14 protein-coding genes, 2 tRNA genes and 1 rRNA gene are annotated in these 14,685 nt (G+C 52.7%); all 17 read right to left on the reverse strand.

Features of this window, described 5'->3' with window-relative positions; translation table 11 throughout:
- Window positions 1–64: ribosomal RNA gene (locus tag EVJ29_RS14455) — 16S ribosomal RNA — on the reverse strand; the annotation flags it as partial.
- Between the two features lie 321 nt (window positions 65–385).
- Window positions 386–1,876 (reverse strand): lysine--tRNA ligase, encoded by a 1,491-nt coding sequence (lysS, locus tag EVJ29_RS14460; RefSeq protein WP_070329362.1) that lies wholly within the window; start codon window positions 1,874–1,876, stop codon window positions 386–388.
- A 148-nt stretch (window positions 1,877–2,024) separates the two neighbouring features.
- Window positions 2,025–3,020, reverse strand: a complete 996-nt coding sequence (dusB, locus tag EVJ29_RS14465) for a tRNA dihydrouridine synthase DusB (RefSeq protein WP_016509635.1) — start codon at window positions 3,018–3,020, stop codon at window positions 2,025–2,027.
- 22 nt (window positions 3,021–3,042) lie between these two features.
- The gene (folK, locus tag EVJ29_RS14470; protein ID WP_070329364.1) at window positions 3,043–3,546 is read right to left on the reverse strand and encodes a 2-amino-4-hydroxy-6-hydroxymethyldihydropteridine diphosphokinase; all 504 of its coding nucleotides are present in this window, start codon (window positions 3,544–3,546) and stop codon (window positions 3,043–3,045) included.
- Entirely contained in the window at window positions 3,543–3,908 is a 366-nt protein-coding gene (gene folB, locus EVJ29_RS14475) for a dihydroneopterin aldolase (protein WP_070329365.1), read from the reverse strand. The genes folK and folB overlap by 4 nt, the downstream gene beginning before the upstream one ends.
- Window positions 3,901–4,686 carry a dihydropteroate synthase gene (folP, locus tag EVJ29_RS14480; protein ID WP_131441705.1) on the reverse strand — a complete coding sequence of 262 codons (786 nt, stop codon included), beginning with the start codon at window positions 4,684–4,686 and terminating at the stop codon, window positions 3,901–3,903. Before folP ends, folB begins: the two co-directional genes overlap by 8 nt.
- Window positions 4,683–5,516 (reverse strand): aminotransferase class IV, encoded by an 834-nt coding sequence (locus EVJ29_RS14485; protein ID WP_131505313.1) that lies wholly within the window; start codon window positions 5,514–5,516, stop codon window positions 4,683–4,685. Before EVJ29_RS14485 ends, folP begins: the two co-directional genes overlap by 4 nt.
- Complete coding sequence (pabA, locus tag EVJ29_RS14490; protein ID WP_071398645.1) at window positions 5,500–6,084, reverse strand: aminodeoxychorismate/anthranilate synthase component II; 585 nt, start codon at window positions 6,082–6,084, stop codon at window positions 5,500–5,502. Before pabA ends, EVJ29_RS14485 begins: the two co-directional genes overlap by 17 nt.
- Complete coding sequence (locus EVJ29_RS14495; RefSeq protein ID WP_304986237.1) at window positions 6,081–7,460, reverse strand: anthranilate synthase component I family protein; 1,380 nt, start codon at window positions 7,458–7,460, stop codon at window positions 6,081–6,083. The genes pabA and EVJ29_RS14495 overlap by 4 nt, the downstream gene beginning before the upstream one ends.
- A gap of 94 nt (window positions 7,461–7,554) precedes the next feature.
- Window positions 7,555–8,508 carry a cysteine synthase A gene (gene cysK / locus EVJ29_RS14500; RefSeq protein WP_071398644.1) on the reverse strand — a complete coding sequence of 318 codons (954 nt, stop codon included), beginning with the start codon at window positions 8,506–8,508 and terminating at the stop codon, window positions 7,555–7,557.
- Window positions 8,509–8,594: 86 nt separating this feature from the next.
- Window positions 8,595–9,521, reverse strand: a complete 927-nt coding sequence (gene hslO / locus EVJ29_RS14505) for an Hsp33 family molecular chaperone HslO (protein WP_131490783.1) — start codon at window positions 9,519–9,521, stop codon at window positions 8,595–8,597.
- Between the two features lie 21 nt (window positions 9,522–9,542).
- Window positions 9,543–10,307 carry a type III pantothenate kinase gene (locus EVJ29_RS14510; protein ID WP_070329371.1) on the reverse strand — a complete coding sequence of 255 codons (765 nt, stop codon included), beginning with the start codon at window positions 10,305–10,307 and terminating at the stop codon, window positions 9,543–9,545.
- Between the two features lie 94 nt (window positions 10,308–10,401).
- A complete protein-coding gene (gene ftsH / locus EVJ29_RS14515) occupies window positions 10,402–12,429 on the reverse strand; it encodes an ATP-dependent zinc metalloprotease FtsH (RefSeq protein ID WP_131458693.1) in 2,028 nt (675 codons plus the stop codon).
- A 106-nt stretch (window positions 12,430–12,535) separates the two neighbouring features.
- Window positions 12,536–13,081 (reverse strand): hypoxanthine phosphoribosyltransferase, encoded by a 546-nt coding sequence (gene hpt, locus EVJ29_RS14520; protein ID WP_016509617.1) that lies wholly within the window; start codon window positions 13,079–13,081, stop codon window positions 12,536–12,538.
- A 35-nt stretch (window positions 13,082–13,116) separates the two neighbouring features.
- Window positions 13,117–14,352, reverse strand: coding sequence for a tRNA lysidine(34) synthetase TilS (gene tilS, locus EVJ29_RS14525; protein WP_236633563.1), 1,236 nt, complete (start codon window positions 14,350–14,352; stop codon window positions 13,117–13,119).
- A 69-nt stretch (window positions 14,353–14,421) separates the two neighbouring features.
- Window positions 14,422–14,493, reverse strand: a tRNA-Glu gene (locus tag EVJ29_RS14530).
- Between the two features lie 9 nt (window positions 14,494–14,502).
- Window positions 14,503–14,579: transfer RNA gene (locus EVJ29_RS14535), tRNA-Met, on the reverse strand.
- Window positions 14,580–14,685 lie beyond the last annotated feature (106 nt).

Here is a 14,685-nt window from a genome sequence, read left to right on the forward strand (position 1 = left end):
CGACTTGCATGTATTAGGCACGCCGCCAGCGTTCGTCCTGAGCCAGGATCAAACTCTCCAAAGAATTTGATATAGCTCTTGAAAATGACGAAGCTTGCGCTTCAATCAAAACTTGTAAAACTTTTTTTGCCTCATCGTTCAGTTTTCAAAGTTCGTCTGTCGCTCTTAACGACTCTTACAATATTACAAGTCATCGACACAGTTGTCAACCACTTTTTTAATTCTTTTCCGCTGCCATCAGCGGCAACGTTTATTACTTTAACCCATCCTCAAATAGAATGCAATAGTTTCGGTAAAAGTTTTTCTAAAAAAGTTTTCTGCCACGTTATAGCTTGGCTGTAGAAACCAAAAACCTCTCACCGCAATGGTGAGAGGTCGTAACTTGTTACTGTTGGTGACGCATTGTCGGGAAGAGCAATACGTCGCGAATCGATGGTGCGTCTGTGAGCAACATGACAAGACGGTCAATCCCGATTCCGAGACCACCTGTTGGCGGCATCCCGTACTCGAGCGCTTCTAGGAAGTCGTTATCAAGTTCATGGGCCTCATCGTTCCCAGCTTCTTTTTCAAGTAGTTGGGCTTCGAAGCGCTCACGTTGATCGATTGGATCGTTCAACTCTGTGAACGCGTTCGCGTGTTCACGACGAACGATGAACAGCTCGAAGCGATCTGTGAAGCGCGGGTCTTGATCGTTCTTCTTCGCAAGCGGCGACACTTCGACCGGATGTCCCGTGACGAACGTAGGTTGAAGCAACGTCTCTTCGATTTTTTGTTCGAAGAACTCGTTGACGATATGACCGAACGTCATATGGTCTTGGACTTCTACTCCGTGCTCTTTCGCAAGTTCACGCGCCTGTTCATCAGACATCTGCTGCCAGAAGTCGACACCCATCTCTTCTTTAACCAAGTCGACCATATGGGCCCGCTTCCAACCGACACCAAGATGGATCGTATCTTCTCCATACTTCACGTCTGTCGTACCAAGTACTTCTTTAGCAACGTGCGCAACGAGTTCTTCTGTCAAATCCATGATGTCGTTGTAATCAGCGTACGCTTCATAGAGCTCGATCATTGTGAACTCTGGGTTGTGTCGTGTCGAGATACCTTCGTTACGGAAGACACGACCAATCTCATAAACACGCTCAAGGCCACCGACGATGAGGCGCTTCAAGTGAAGCTCGATCGCGATGCGCATATAAAGTTCCATATCGAGGGCGTTATGGTGCGTCAAGAACGGACGGGCAGCTGCTCCGCCTGCAATCGTATGGAGCATCGGTGTCTCAACTTCTAAGTAACCGCGATGGTTCAAGAAGTTACGGATCTCTGAAATGATTCGGCTACGCAAAATGAATGTTTGGCGCGAATCATTGTTCGTGATCAAATCGAGATAACGTTGACGATAACGTTGTTCGACATCTTTTAAGCCATGATATTTGTCTGGAAGCGGACGGAGCGCTTTCGTCAAAAGTTCAAACGTCTCGACGTGAATCGATAACTCGCCAACATTCGTTTTGAACAGCTTACCTTTCACGCCGACAATATCACCGAGGTCAGACGATTTGAACAAATCAAACGCCTCATCCCCTACGTCATTTTTACGGACGTAAATTTGAACCTGTCCCGTGACGTCTTGGATGTGGGCGAAGAAGACCTTCCCTTTTCCACGTTTCGTCATAATCCGTCCCGCGAGCGTGACTTCTACGTCTTGCTCAGCGAGCGCCTCTTTCTCAATCGCTTCATATTGCTCATGTAATTCACCGGCATGGGCTGAGCGTTCGAACCGATGTCCGAACGGGTCGAGCCCTTGCGCGCGCATCTCAGTCATCTTTTCAAATCGAACCTGCATTTGGTCGTTCATTTCCAACTCGTGACTCACTACTCCATTCACTCCTCTATACATATTGGGTTTGGTCCTAACAAAAAGCTGTCGACCTCACGGCCAACAGCACAGCCTAAGCTGTTCGCTCTTTGCGTATCACTTTTTCGCCAAACAAGCTTACCATAAATCACTTTTTTACACTAGTTCACACTTCTTGTGGCGCGTTCTCGATCTGTCCGACGAAATCGTAGAGCACACTCCCGACGGCATCCCGTGATTCCAACTCGAAGACTTGCTTACGGACCGGCCCGTTCCCTTTGAGACCTTTCAAGTACCAGGCCACGTGTTGACGCATTTCACGAACCGCCGCCACCTCGCCTTTCAAGTCGATCAAACGATCGAGATGCAGCATGCAAATGTCAATTTTCTCGCGTGCCTCCGGCTCGGCCGGAAGTTCACCCGTCTCGAGGTACTGCACCGTCTGATAGAGCATCCATGGATTTCCGAGGGCAGCCCGCCCGATCATGACCGCATCGACACCGTAATGGTCGAGGGCATGCTTCGCTTGTTGCGGCGTCGTAATATCACCGTTCCCGATAATCGGGATGCCCGCAATTTTCTTCGCCTCACCAATAAGCTCCCAGTTGGCTGTTCCTTCATACAATTGGGACCGCGTCCGTCCGTGAATCGCGATCGCCGCCGCGCCACCGGATTCGGCCGCTCTGACGTTATCTAGAAGGTAGATGTGCTGACTGTCCCAGCCGGTGCGCATCTTGACGGTCACAGGTTTGTCCACCGCCTTCGATACAGCGTTCACCATCTCATAAACCTTATCCGGATCGAGGAGCCACTTGGCACCCGCTTCACATTTCGTGACTTTCGGGACCGGACACCCCATGTTGATGTCGATGATATCGGCGTTCGTGTTTTGATCCACGTATTGCGCCGCTTTCACGAGCGTGTCTTTCGAACCGCCAAAAATTTGCAGGCTGAGCGGCTTTTCGCGCTCATCGACGTATAACATGCGCAGCGTTCTCGCGTTTTCAAATAAAATCCCTTTGTCGCTGACCATCTCCGCACAAACGAGTCCGGCACCGAATTCCTTCGCAATCAAACGAAATGCCGGGTTCGTCACTCCGGCCATCGGGGCGAGGACCGCCCGATTTTTTATATCAACGTTACCAATTTTGAACCCTGACATTGCTTCACTTCCTTCAATAGCGTTAAACAGAACCGACTAATGACGTTAACGACTGTAGACGTACGACGTCGCGCCGCTCCGATTCCGGCAAGGCATCGCATAATTGTCGTACCGTCTTCCCATTCACCTCGAGCGTCGGAGCAATCTCCGCGAGCGGGGCAAGGACAAAAGCACGTTCATGCATTCGCGGATGCGGAACAGTTAAGTGCTTCGATTGTATATATTCGCCGTTATAGAGCAAGATGTCAAGGTCGATCGTACGCGGCCCGTTCTTAAACAGACGCTCTCTCCCAAGACCGCGCTCAACCTGTTGGAGACGAACGAGCGCATCGTCCGCCCCTAGCGATGTCTCGACTTCGACGACCATGTTATAAAACGATGGTTGATCTGTATAGCCGACCGGTGCCGTCTCGTATACATTCGATTGCTTCGTCACATGAAGACCGGCCGCCTCCATCTCTTGAAGGGCACCGAACAAATAACGCTCCCGTTCACCGATATTCGAACCAAGCGCCACATACATCATCCGTTACGCCTCCGCGTCATCTCAATCGCGACTGAATCATAATGACCCGGAATCGGCGGGTCCGGTTTGATGACCTTGACCGTCACACTTTGAATCTTGTCACTGTGGGCGAGCACGGCCGTCGTGATCCGTTCACCGAGTGCTTCGAGTAAGTTGACCGCTTCGCCTGTGACGATGTCTTCTGTCAGTTGATAGAGTCCGGCATAGCTGACGCCGTCCTCCAAATTATCGGACTGGCCGGCAGGGGCCAGGTCTAACTCACACATCAAATCAATATTAAATCGCTGACCGAGCCGGTTCTCTTCTTCAAAGACACCGTGGTAACCGTAAAAACGCATCCCGTTCACAAACATTTTATCCAACTTGTCCGCCTCCTAACATCGCATCCATCATCCGTGACGCCCGTTTGTTCTCTAACACATCATGCACCCTTACCCACGCGCATCCTTTCGCGATTCCGAGACATGTCGTCGCGACCGTCCCTTCGACCCGCTCCTCGGTCGGTAAATCGAGTGTCTGGCCGATGAACGACTTACGTGACGTCCCGAGCAGAACCGGGAATCCGAGATTCGTGATGACGTCGAGCCGATTCATGAGTTCTAAGTTTTGGTTGTAGTCCTTGGCAAAGCCGATGCCGGGGTCTAACCAAATCTGGTCATCACGAACACCGGCGGCACGGGCGATCGCGATTGATTCTTGTATGTCGCCAACGACTTCTTCGATGAAGTGTCCATAGTTTCGGTTGTCTCGATTATGCATCAAAATGATCGGGACGTTAAACTCTTTGGCCACTTCCGCCATCGATTGATCGTCCCACTTCGACCCCCACACGTCATTGATGATGTCAGCGCCTGCTTCAAGTGCCGCTCGCGCAACGATAGGTTTGTACGTATCGATCGAGATCAGGACGTCAAGCTCCTCTTTCAGGCGGCGAATGACCGGGACGACGCGGGCGATCTCTTGATCCGCCGTGACGAACTGTGCGCCAGGCCTTGTCGACTCGCCTCCGACGTCGATCGCATCGGCCCCGTCCTGAACGAGCCGTTTAGCGTGTTCGAGCGCTTGCTCGACTGCGTTATAACGCCCACCGTCTGAAAACGAATCTGGCGTCACGTTTAAAATGCCCATAATTTTTGTCATGCTGTTCCCTCACTTTCAATTGCTCGTCGTAACTCGGACCAACACGCTGTAAATCGAGCCCCCTGCTTGCCTGGATACGTCCGGCCGGCATAAGCGGTGACCGGTGCGATTTGTTGCACCGAGTTCGTGAGCCAAATTTCGGACGCTTGCTCGAGTTCTTTAAACGTCACATCACGCTCGAGCACGTCAAACGTCTCCATCAGCCAGTGCCGGGTCACGCCGGCAAGCGCCCCGGTCTCAAGCGGCGTCGTCCATAGCCGCCCATCCTGTTCCACCCAAAAGATGTTTGAGACGAGTCCCTCGACGACACGTCCCGCCTCGTCCGCGAACAAACCTTCCGCTTCCCGGTCGACCAAGGCCCGTTTTCCAAGGATGTTGTTCATATAGTGATGCGACTTCAAACGAAACGCCGCTTCCGGTCGACTTCTCGGAAACGGGATTGCCTCAAGCCGTTTCTCGGTCGGTTCGAACGTGTCCGATAACGGTTTGACGAGCAGCGTCACGTTCGGCCGTGAGTAACGCCCGTCGTGCAGACCGAGCGGAGCGACACCGGCGGAGACGTTCAGTCGGATATATACGTTCGGCGCCTCGTTTTGACGCACGACGTCTTGAATCGCCTGTCTGATTTCCTGCTTCGTATAAGGTAGATCGATCCAAAGAGCGTCCATGCTTTTCTCAAGCCTGCACCAATGGAGGTCGAACAAGAACGGGACCCCGTCAAACGTCCGGAACGTCTCGAACAATCCCATCCCGTACAAAAAACCGTGGTCCTGAACCGGCACCGTCACTTCTGAACTGCCGCGCAGTTCGCCGTTATGCCAAAGCCACATGACGATACGCCTCGATAAAATTTTTAATCATGTCTTTCCCATGTTCCGTCAAGATGGCTTCAGGATGAAATTGGACGCCCTCGATCGGCAATTCTTTATGGCGTAGCGCCATGATCTCTCCCGTGCTCGTCTCAGCCGTCACTTCTAAACAGGACGGCAATGAAGCGCGCTCGACGGCGAGCGAATGATACCGCGTCACGATCGTCTGCTGTGGGATGTCTTTAAATAACGTCTTGCCGTCATGTTCGATCGGTGACGTCTTCCCGTGCATGAGGCGGTCCGCATGGACGACTTTCCCGCCGAACGCCTGACCGATCGCTTGGTGACCGAGACACACCCCGAAAATCGGGATCTTCCCAGCAAACGTCCGAATCGCGTCGACGCTGATTCCCGCTTCGTTCGGCGTCCGCGGACCTGGCGAGATGACGAGATAACTCGGACCCATCTGTTTAATCTCTTCGATCGTAACGTCGTCATTACGACGCACGATCAAGTCCTCTCCGAGCTCACCAAAGTATTGAACCAAGTTGTATGTGAATGAGTCGTAGTTATCGATGAGTAAAATCATACCGTCGCCTCCGTCATTTCTTTCGCGGCCCATAGCGCCTTCGCTTTCGACAACGATTCTTCATATTCAGCGACCGGGTCGGAGTCGATGACAATCCCTGCCCCGGCCTGGACATGGGCCATGCCGTCTTTGACGACCATCGTCCGGATCGTGATGTTAAAGACGAGGTCGTCGTCCCAACTGATCCAGCCGAACGAACCCGTGTAAATCCCACGTCGAACCGGTTCAAGTTCCTCGATGATTTCCATCGTCCGAATTTTCGGGGCACCGGTAATCGTTCCGCCCGGGAACATCGCCCCGAGCGCCTCTGACCCGGACACACCGTCTCGCATCGTGCCGCGCACGTTCGAAACGATGTGCTGGACGTGTGAGTACTTCTCGATGACCATCAATTCGTCGACGTGCACCGTCCCATAAGCGGCCACTTTCCCGAGGTCGTTCCGCTCCAAATCAACGAGCATGACGTGCTCGGCCCGCTCTTTCTCGTTATCGAGCAACGTCCGCGCTAGTTCCATATCTTCTGCCTCGTCCCGTCCGCGCGGCCGTGTCCCGGCGATCGGGCGTGTCGAGATCGACGTCCCGTGTTTCTCAATCAACAGTTCTGGAGAAGCCGACACCATCGTCAAAAAATCGTCGACGAAGTACCCCATGTACGGTGAAGGATTCATTTGGCGCAACGTGTCATAGACGTGGCGCGGGTCCGCGAGCAGCGCTTCCGATTGGCGGACGCTCAGGTTCACTTGGAACACGTCGCCTTCGACGATGTAGTCTTGAATTTTCTGCACAGCTTCGACGAATTCACCTTGCGATAGAGAACGCGCTCGCTCGAGCGGTGCTTGCGCGACCGGTCTGAACGCGTAATGCGTCTCTGTCTGCCATAAGGCAGCCCAGCGCTCGAGCTTCGCTTCTACTTCTTCATCGGCGGTGACTAGCAAATAGAGGAGCGACGTCGCTTCGTCGAATACCGCCACTTCGTCAAACAACAAGAACGAGACGTCGGGCGTCCCTAAATCATCTTCCGCTTGACGCGGCAAGCGTTCGAGTGTCCGGGCGACATCGTAACTGACATAACCGATCATCCCGCCGAAGAATGGCGGTGCTCCTTCTGGTCTTGCGGCAACGTAACGGGCCCGCACTTGCTCGACGATGTCGAGCGGTTGGCCATAAAACGTCTCGGTCTTATCTGAAATGACGAGCGTTCCAGTCCCATCTTTCACGTGAAGCGCACCGAACGGCTCGATCCCGGCCATCGTGTAACGTCCAGCCCTCCCGCTCTCGAGCCACGCATAGCGCTCGCCCGCTTCCGTCAACGTCATATACGTCTCATACATTCTCTCTTTTGTCGTTCGCATCGTTTTGAACGCTGTCGTTTTCACGCCAAATCCCCCCGTTCCACTCATTCATGCCTCTAATTGTACACAAGAAAAGGCAGTTACCGAAAGAAGATGTCTTCTGGTAACTGCCGTTTGTTTATGCGCGAACGCTATCTGATTCTTCGTCGAACTGATAGAGCGGCGTGCTAAGGTAGCGTTCTCCGTTTGACGGGATGATCGCGAGCACGTTTTTGCCTTTTCCAAGGCGCTTCGCCGTATCGACCGCGGCCGCGATGGCTGCACCTGACGAGATGCCACCGAGCACACCGTTCGTCCGAGCCGCGAGACGCGCGTACTCGAACGCCTGCTCTGTCGTGATTTGAAGGACACCTTCGTAAATCTCAGTGTCTAAAATCGACGGGATAAAGCCGGCCCCGATGCCTTGAATTTTATGAGGTCCTGGCTTCCCTCCAGATAAGACTGGAGAGTCGACTGGTTCGACCGCTAAAATTTGCACGTCTGGATAGTGGGCTTTCAATACTTTACCCGCTCCTGTGATCGTTCCGCCTGTACCGACACCAGCGATAAAAGCATCGACTTGAAGACCTGACGCGTCGAACGCATCAACGATCTCAGGGCCGGTCGTCATTTCATGGACGTTCGGGTTGGCCGCATTATTGAATTGTTGCGGGAGGAAGTAGCCGTTTTTCTCAGCTTCTTCTGTCGCCCGACGGATCGCTCCGCCCATCCCCTCAGGACCAGGCGTCAAAATCAGCTCGGCACCATATCCGCGAAGCAGATTGCGTCGTTCCATACTCATCGTTTCCGGCATGACGAGAATTGCCTTATAGCCTTTAGCAGAACTGACCATCGCGAGTCCGATGCCCGTGTTCCCACTCGTCGGCTCGATGATTGTGTCACCCGGCTTTAAGACGCCTTCTTCCTCAGCGGCCTCGATCATCGCTAAGGCGATCCGGTCTTTTACACTCGAACCAGGGTTCATATATTCCAACTTCATGTAAACCGTCGCGTCATCCGGGCCAGTCAGCCCGTTTAACTTCACGATTGGAGTCTTGCCAATTAAGTCTGTCACTGAATCTACGATACGCATTTCATTTCCTCCTTCATAATTCCGACTATTCCGATATTGTAATAATACCCTATCGGATTGAAAATATGCAATTTGGAACGACAGCCTCAGCGTGCTAGCTGTTTCATCACTTCGAGCTGTTCAGCCGAGAAGTGATATTTTTCACCGCAGAAGTGACAAACCGCTTCCGCGCCGCCATCTTCTTCGATCATTTGACGGATCTCTTCGGTACCGAGCCCGATGATCGCACTTTCCATCCGATCGCGGCTGCACGTACAGTTAAACTGTATCGCTTGGTGGTCGAGTACTTCTAAGCTATCTCCGAGGAGCATATGCAGCATCTCTTCCGGCGTCTTCTCTTCTCCGATGAGGACCGACACTGGCGGGAACGTCTTCAATGCGTTTTCTAACGCTTGAATCGTTTGCTCTGAAGCGTCCGGCATCAACTGGACGATAATCCCGCCGGCAGCTAAAATCGATTCATCTTCCGGAAGCACGAGCACGCCTGCTCCGACGACTGAAGGCACTTGTTCCGACGTCGCGAAGTAGTACGTGAAGTCTTCACTGATCTCACCTGTTTGAATTTCGGACGAACCGCCAACGAAGTCTTTTAGCCCGAGGTCTTTGATGACCGAGACCGTGCCGCGGCCGACGACTTCGCCAACTTTCAACTTCGTCAATCCGTGGTCGTTGACGAATGTTCCGCCCTCGACACGCGGGTGTGACACGTATCCGCGAACGTCTCCTGCCGTGTCCGCATCGACGATGATTTTCCCGATTGGTCCATCGCCTTCGACTTTAAGGGTGACGCGCGCGGCTCCTTTTTGCATTGAACCGATCATCGTCCCGATCGTCATCGTCCGACCGAGCGCGGCTGAGGCGACCGGTGTCGTCTGATGGCGAAGTTGCGTTTCGAAAATCGTTTTCGTCGTCCGTACGGCGAACGCCCGGACTTCTCCACCGAACCCGAGGGCACGGACGAGATAGTCGTCTTTCATTTGGTCAAGTAACGCTTGTTGTTCTGGTTGAATCATATTGAGTAACTCCTTTAAAGTTTATTTCTGGTTGCGCTCATAGATGAGACGAAGTCCATCGAGCGTCAAGAACGAGTCGACGACGTCAATCGTTTCGGCATGTTCACTGATCAAACGGGCCAGCCCACCTGTCGCGATGACGGTCGCTTCCCCGACTTCACGCTTGACGCGACTGACGATACCGTCGACTTGGGCGACATACCCGTAATACGTGCCCGATTGCATCGCTTGGATCGTATTTTTCCCGACGACGGTCGGCGGGGTCGCGAGCTCGATGCGCGGTAATTTCGCGGCCCGTTGATAGAGCGCCTCGACCGAGATCATAATCCCCGGGGAGATGATCCCGCCGTGATAACGGCGTTTGTCATCGATGTAGCAATACGTCGTCGCCGTACCGAAGTCGACAATGATCAATGGACCGTCGTACTTGGCAATACCTGCGACCGCGTTGACGATGCGGTCCGCCCCGACTTCACGCGGATTGTCGACGTGGATGTCGAGACCTGTTTTCACGCCAGGACCGACGACGATCGGCCGGACGTTGAAGTAGCGCTGTGACATCTGTTCGAGCGGGAAGATGACTGGTGGAACAACCGAAGACAAAATGACGCCGTCGATTTGGTCAAACGAGACGTTCGAGTGGTCAAACAGCGACTTGACGAGCATACCGTACTCATCGGTCGTTTTCGTGCGGTCCGTCGAGATGCGCCAATGATGGACGAGCGTCTCACCATCGTACATCCCGAGGACAATATTTGTATTCCCAACATCGATCACTAAAATCATGATATGGTTCCTCACTTTGTTGTCAATTACAGTTCGCTCGAATTATAACACGAAAAAAGACGAATGCCTTATTTAGGGCATTCGTCTCTTACACTTACCGTGATTCGTTGTTCGGGCGTTCCGTCGGTGTCGCTTCCGGCTTATCGCCTTCAGGGACAACGTCCGGCTTCGCTTCTTGAACGACTCCAGGCTGATCGATGACTTGTCCGTGCTTGACGGCCGCCTCATCTTTCTTCGCCTCATCGCTTGCATCATCTTTCGATGGTTCAGACGGCTCTTCTGGTTCGTGCGGAAGATATTCGCGCGTCTTGATCAAGTGACGAATCTGTTTCGAATCGAGCGTCTCGACTTCGAGCAACGTCTTCGCGACGAGCTCGAGATCGTCTTTACGGTCCGTCAAAATCTGTTTCGCTTTCGCGTAACAACGGTTGATGATGTCCCGGATCTCGAGGTCGATATCTTGTGCAATCGCATCCGAGTAGTTTTGTTCCGTTTGGAAATCGCGACCTAAGAAGACTTGTCCTCCATGGTTCGATCCAAGTTGGAGCGGTCCGAGCTTGTCGCTCATCCCGTAATCCATGACCATCTTCCGAGCGATACCAGTCGCGCGTTGGAAGTCATTGCTTGCTCCTGTCGATACTTCACCGAAGATGACGTCTTCCGCCACGCGGCCCCCGAGGAGACCAACGATTTTATCTTCGAGTTCAGGTTTCGTCATGAAGTAACGATCTTCTTTCGGAAGCATGACGACGTATCCGCCAGCGTTTCCACGTGGAACGATTGTCACTTTGTGCACTTCGTCTGCGTTCTCGAGTTCAATCCCGATAATCGTGTGACCCGCCTCATGATAGGCGACGATTTGGCGTTCTTTCTCCGAGATGACGCGGCTCTTCTTAGAAGGACCAGCGATGACACGGTCAATCGCTTCCTCGACATCCACGACCGAGACCGCTGAACGGTCAGACCGGGCTGCGACGAGCGCTGCTTCGTTCAACAAGTTTTCAAGGTCAGCACCTGAGAATCCAGGCGTCCGCTGAGCGATCGACTTCAAGTCAACTGTCGAATCGAGCGGTTTGTTACGGGCGTGAACTTTGAGTACTGCTTCACGGCCTTTAACATCCGGGCGGTCAACCGTGATTTGACGGTCGAATCGACCTGGACGAAGAAGGGCCGGGTCAAGAATGTCCGGACGGTTCGTCGCGGCAATCATGATGATTCCTTCGTTGTCACTAAATCCATCCATCTCGACGAGAAGTTGGTTGAGCGTTTGCTCACGCTCGTCGTGGCCGCCACCAAGACCGGCACCACGCTGGCGTCCGACCGCATCGATCTCATCGATGAAGATGATACACGGTGCGTTCTTTTTCGCGTTCTCGAACAAGTCGCGGACACGCGACGCCCCGACACCGACGAACATTTCGACGAAGTCAGAACCTGAGATCGAGAAGAACGGTACACCGGCTTCTCCCGCAGCTGCACGAGCGAGTAACGTCTTACCTGTTCCCGGAGGACCGACGAGCAAGACGCCTTTCGGAATGCGCGCTCCAAGTCTCGAGAACTTGCGAGGGTCTTTCAAGAATTCGACGACTTCGATGAGTTCTTGTTTCTCCTCATCCGCCCCGGCAACGTCATCAAACGTTACACGACGTTTTTCTTGGTCGTAGAGTTTCGCCTTCGATTTCCCGAAGTTCATCACACGACCGCCGCCACCGCCGCCTTGGGCTTGGTTGAGCAAGAAGAAGAACAAGATGAAGATGATGATAAACGGTAAGATCGCGAATACGATGCTAAACCAGCTACCACTCGACTCTGACTCTTCGATTTGAATGTCGGTATTCGCACGAAGTTGCGAGAGCACTTCGGCGTATTCGGCCTCGTTAGCCGGGATATTCGTTTCGTAACGCTGGTCTTCGTCTCCTGTAAGGTCACCTGTAATTGAGATGGCTCCCGGGATTTCCTGTACGGTTGCCGTTTCGATCCGATCATCTTCCACATATTCCAAGAACTTCGAATAAGAGAGCGTTTCGCTCTGGCTACTCGGGTTCTGTAAATATTGAAGGAACAAGATCAAGGCCAGGAAAATCACACCGAACACTAAGGTGTTTTTCACTGCACGATTCATTCTCTGCCTCCTATTCCGAGAAACGATGTTCTCGCCCATTCAGTATATGTGTATACTTTGGGATATTTCTTTTATCTTAACACGTCACATTTTCAAAAGAAAAACGTTAGCCCCCGTAAACACTCGGCTTGAGCACACCGACGTAAGGAAGGTTACGATATTTCTCTTCGTAATCGAGACCGTAGCCGACGACAAACTCGTGCGGAATCACGAAACCGCTATAGTCTGCCGATAGACCGTTCTTGCGACCCGTCGGTTTATCGAGCAACGTAACGATCTTCACCGACTTGGCTTTCCGATATTTGAGGAGATCGACGAGATAGCCGAGCGTGAGCCCGCTATCAATGATATCTTCTACAATCAAGATGTCTCGTCCTTCTACAGACGTGTTTAAATCTTTCTCGATTTTCACTTCACCTGTCGATGACGTTCCACCGTGATACGTCGATACGTCCATGAAGTCCATCTCTAAATGGATGTCCATTTCTTTGACAAGGTCTGACATGAACGGCATCGCGCCTTTCAATACGCAAACGAGAAGTGGAAACTCTTCTTTATATTCTTCGCTGAGCGTTGTCGCGAGTTCTTTCACCTTTACTTGAATCTCTTCACTTGAAATAAGCACCTTTTCCATATCGTTCATTAATGACATCTTGAAATCCTCCTCTTTCTAATCCGACACAATCATCATTTTACCATTAATCGTGGGCAAATCGCATCTGACTTATCCGGAAAATCCGAAACTCTTACTCCTACTATAGCGACAATCCTCCCTGTCGCGTCAACTACTAAGGGGACAAACGGACGATTTTCACGCCGGATTTTCGCATCGACCAAGATTCGGGCGACTTTTTTCGTCCCGATCGAGAGTTTCATCACATCCCCTGGCCGGACGGAGCGGACGGTCAACGGGAATGTGAGCGCCTCGAGGGGGATCCCGTCCTTGCCTGTGATGACTTCAAGTGAGAGCTCGCGGTCGCCAAAAGACGTCTGGACCGGGAGGCTCGAGATCACTCGGTCACCCGGTGCTTCAGTCAGCACTAGATCGGTATGGGGGACGAGGCTGATCACCCCATCATACTTTTGCAGGCGCGCGCCGCCTTCAAGGTCGTATCGTCCTGTTCCTTTTGGACTACCGAGGAGACGACGGATGGCTTCGCCCATCTCGACACCATATCTAGCCGATAAGAGTCGGCCGAGTACGTATCGTTCGGGTTCGTTCAAACCGGCCACGTCTTCAAGTTTCACATGAAACGTTTTCATATTATAACGGACGTGGCGCACCATCCACTTCCCGACGTCGTCGTAGCGCTTATGCCAGAGCTCACGCTGCCGACGGGCCGCGTTACCGACGTCTTGAACCACGTTCGGCCAAACATCGAGGAGCTGCGGGACGATGTGGTGTCTGATCTTGTTGCGCAAATAATTCGCCTGCTCATTCGTCGCGTCTTCTCGCCAGACGAGTCCGTTCGCTAACGCGTACGCCAAGAGCTGTCGTTTTGTTTCCGTCAGCAACGGACGAACGATTGTCCCTCCGGCGAACGGACGACGTTCCGGGATCCCCGTCACTTCGACGACGTTTCGATGAAGCTGGATGAGTACCGTTTCGAGCTCGTCATCGCCGTGATGAGCCGTCATCAGTTCGGTATACCCGTCTTCACGCATGACCGTTTCAAAAAATGCATACCGCGCCGTCCGATAGACGGCTTGCGATCCCCCGTCCGGAAACGCAAGACGCTTCCCGTGAAACGGCACACCGTACGCTTTCGCCAACTGTCTCACGAACTCAAACTCTTCATCGGACTCAGGCCTAAGTCCATGATGGACGTGGGCGACCCCGACGTCAGCACCGCTTCTCACGACGCGGTCTAACAAGACGATCGAATCCATCCCACCCGATACGGCCACCAGCACTTTCGTCATCGTCGCTCCTCCTTGATATAACAAAAGAAGCCATCTCAAGTTGAGATGGCTTCTTTTCGCTTAGGTAAGTGACCCGTACGGGATTCGAACCCGTGTTACCGCCGTGAAAGGGCGGTGTCTTAACCGCTTGACCAACGGGCCTAAATAAAATGGTAGCGGCGGAGGGAGTCGAACCCACGACCTCACGGGTATGAACCGTACGCTCTAGCCAGCTGAGCTACACCGCCATGTTATTGTGTTGTGTCCTAAGCACATTTTCTATAATAACCAGTAGCCACGTCCGTGTCAATTCTTTTTTAAAACTTTTTTCACAAAAAAACGTGTATAGTGCCA

Origin of the sequence: Exiguobacterium sp. SH4S7 (assembly GCF_004336795.1) — a bacterium.
Lineage (GTDB): Bacteria > Bacillota > Bacilli > Exiguobacteriales > Exiguobacteriaceae > Exiguobacterium > Exiguobacterium aurantiacum_A.

Coding starts and splice junctions, on each gene's coding strand:
- dusB (WP_016509635.1), bottom strand. CDS start 3,020: ATGTCAGGGTTCAAAATTGGTAACGTTGATATAAAAAATCGGGCGGTC.
- folK (WP_070329364.1), bottom strand. CDS start 3,546: ATGATGTATGTGGCGCTTGGTTCGAATATCGGTGAACGGGAGCGTTAT.
- folP (WP_131441705.1), bottom strand. CDS start 4,686: ATGACAAAAATTATGGGCATTTTAAACGTGACGCCAGATTCGTTTTCA.
- EVJ29_RS14485 (WP_131505313.1), bottom strand. CDS start 5,516: ATGTGGCTTTGGCATAACGGCGAACTGCGCGGCAGTTCAGAAGTGACG.
- pabA (WP_071398645.1), bottom strand. CDS start 6,084: ATGATTTTACTCATCGATAACTACGACTCATTCACATACAACTTGGTT.
- cysK (WP_071398644.1), bottom strand. CDS start 8,508: ATGCGTATCGTAGATTCAGTGACAGACTTAATTGGCAAGACTCCAATC.
- hslO (WP_131490783.1), bottom strand. CDS start 9,521: ATGATTCAACCAGAACAACAAGCGTTACTTGACCAAATGAAAGACGAC.
- EVJ29_RS14510 (WP_070329371.1), bottom strand. CDS start 10,307: ATGATTTTAGTGATCGATGTTGGGAATACAAATATTGTCCTCGGGATG.
- ftsH (WP_131458693.1), bottom strand. CDS start 12,429: ATGAATCGTGCAGTGAAAAACACCTTAGTGTTCGGTGTGATTTTCCTG.
- hpt (WP_016509617.1), bottom strand. CDS start 13,081: ATGTCATTAATGAACGATATGGAAAAGGTGCTTATTTCAAGTGAAGAG.
- tilS (WP_236633563.1), bottom strand. CDS start 14,352: ATGACGAAAGTGCTGGTGGCCGTATCGGGTGGGATGGATTCGATCGTC.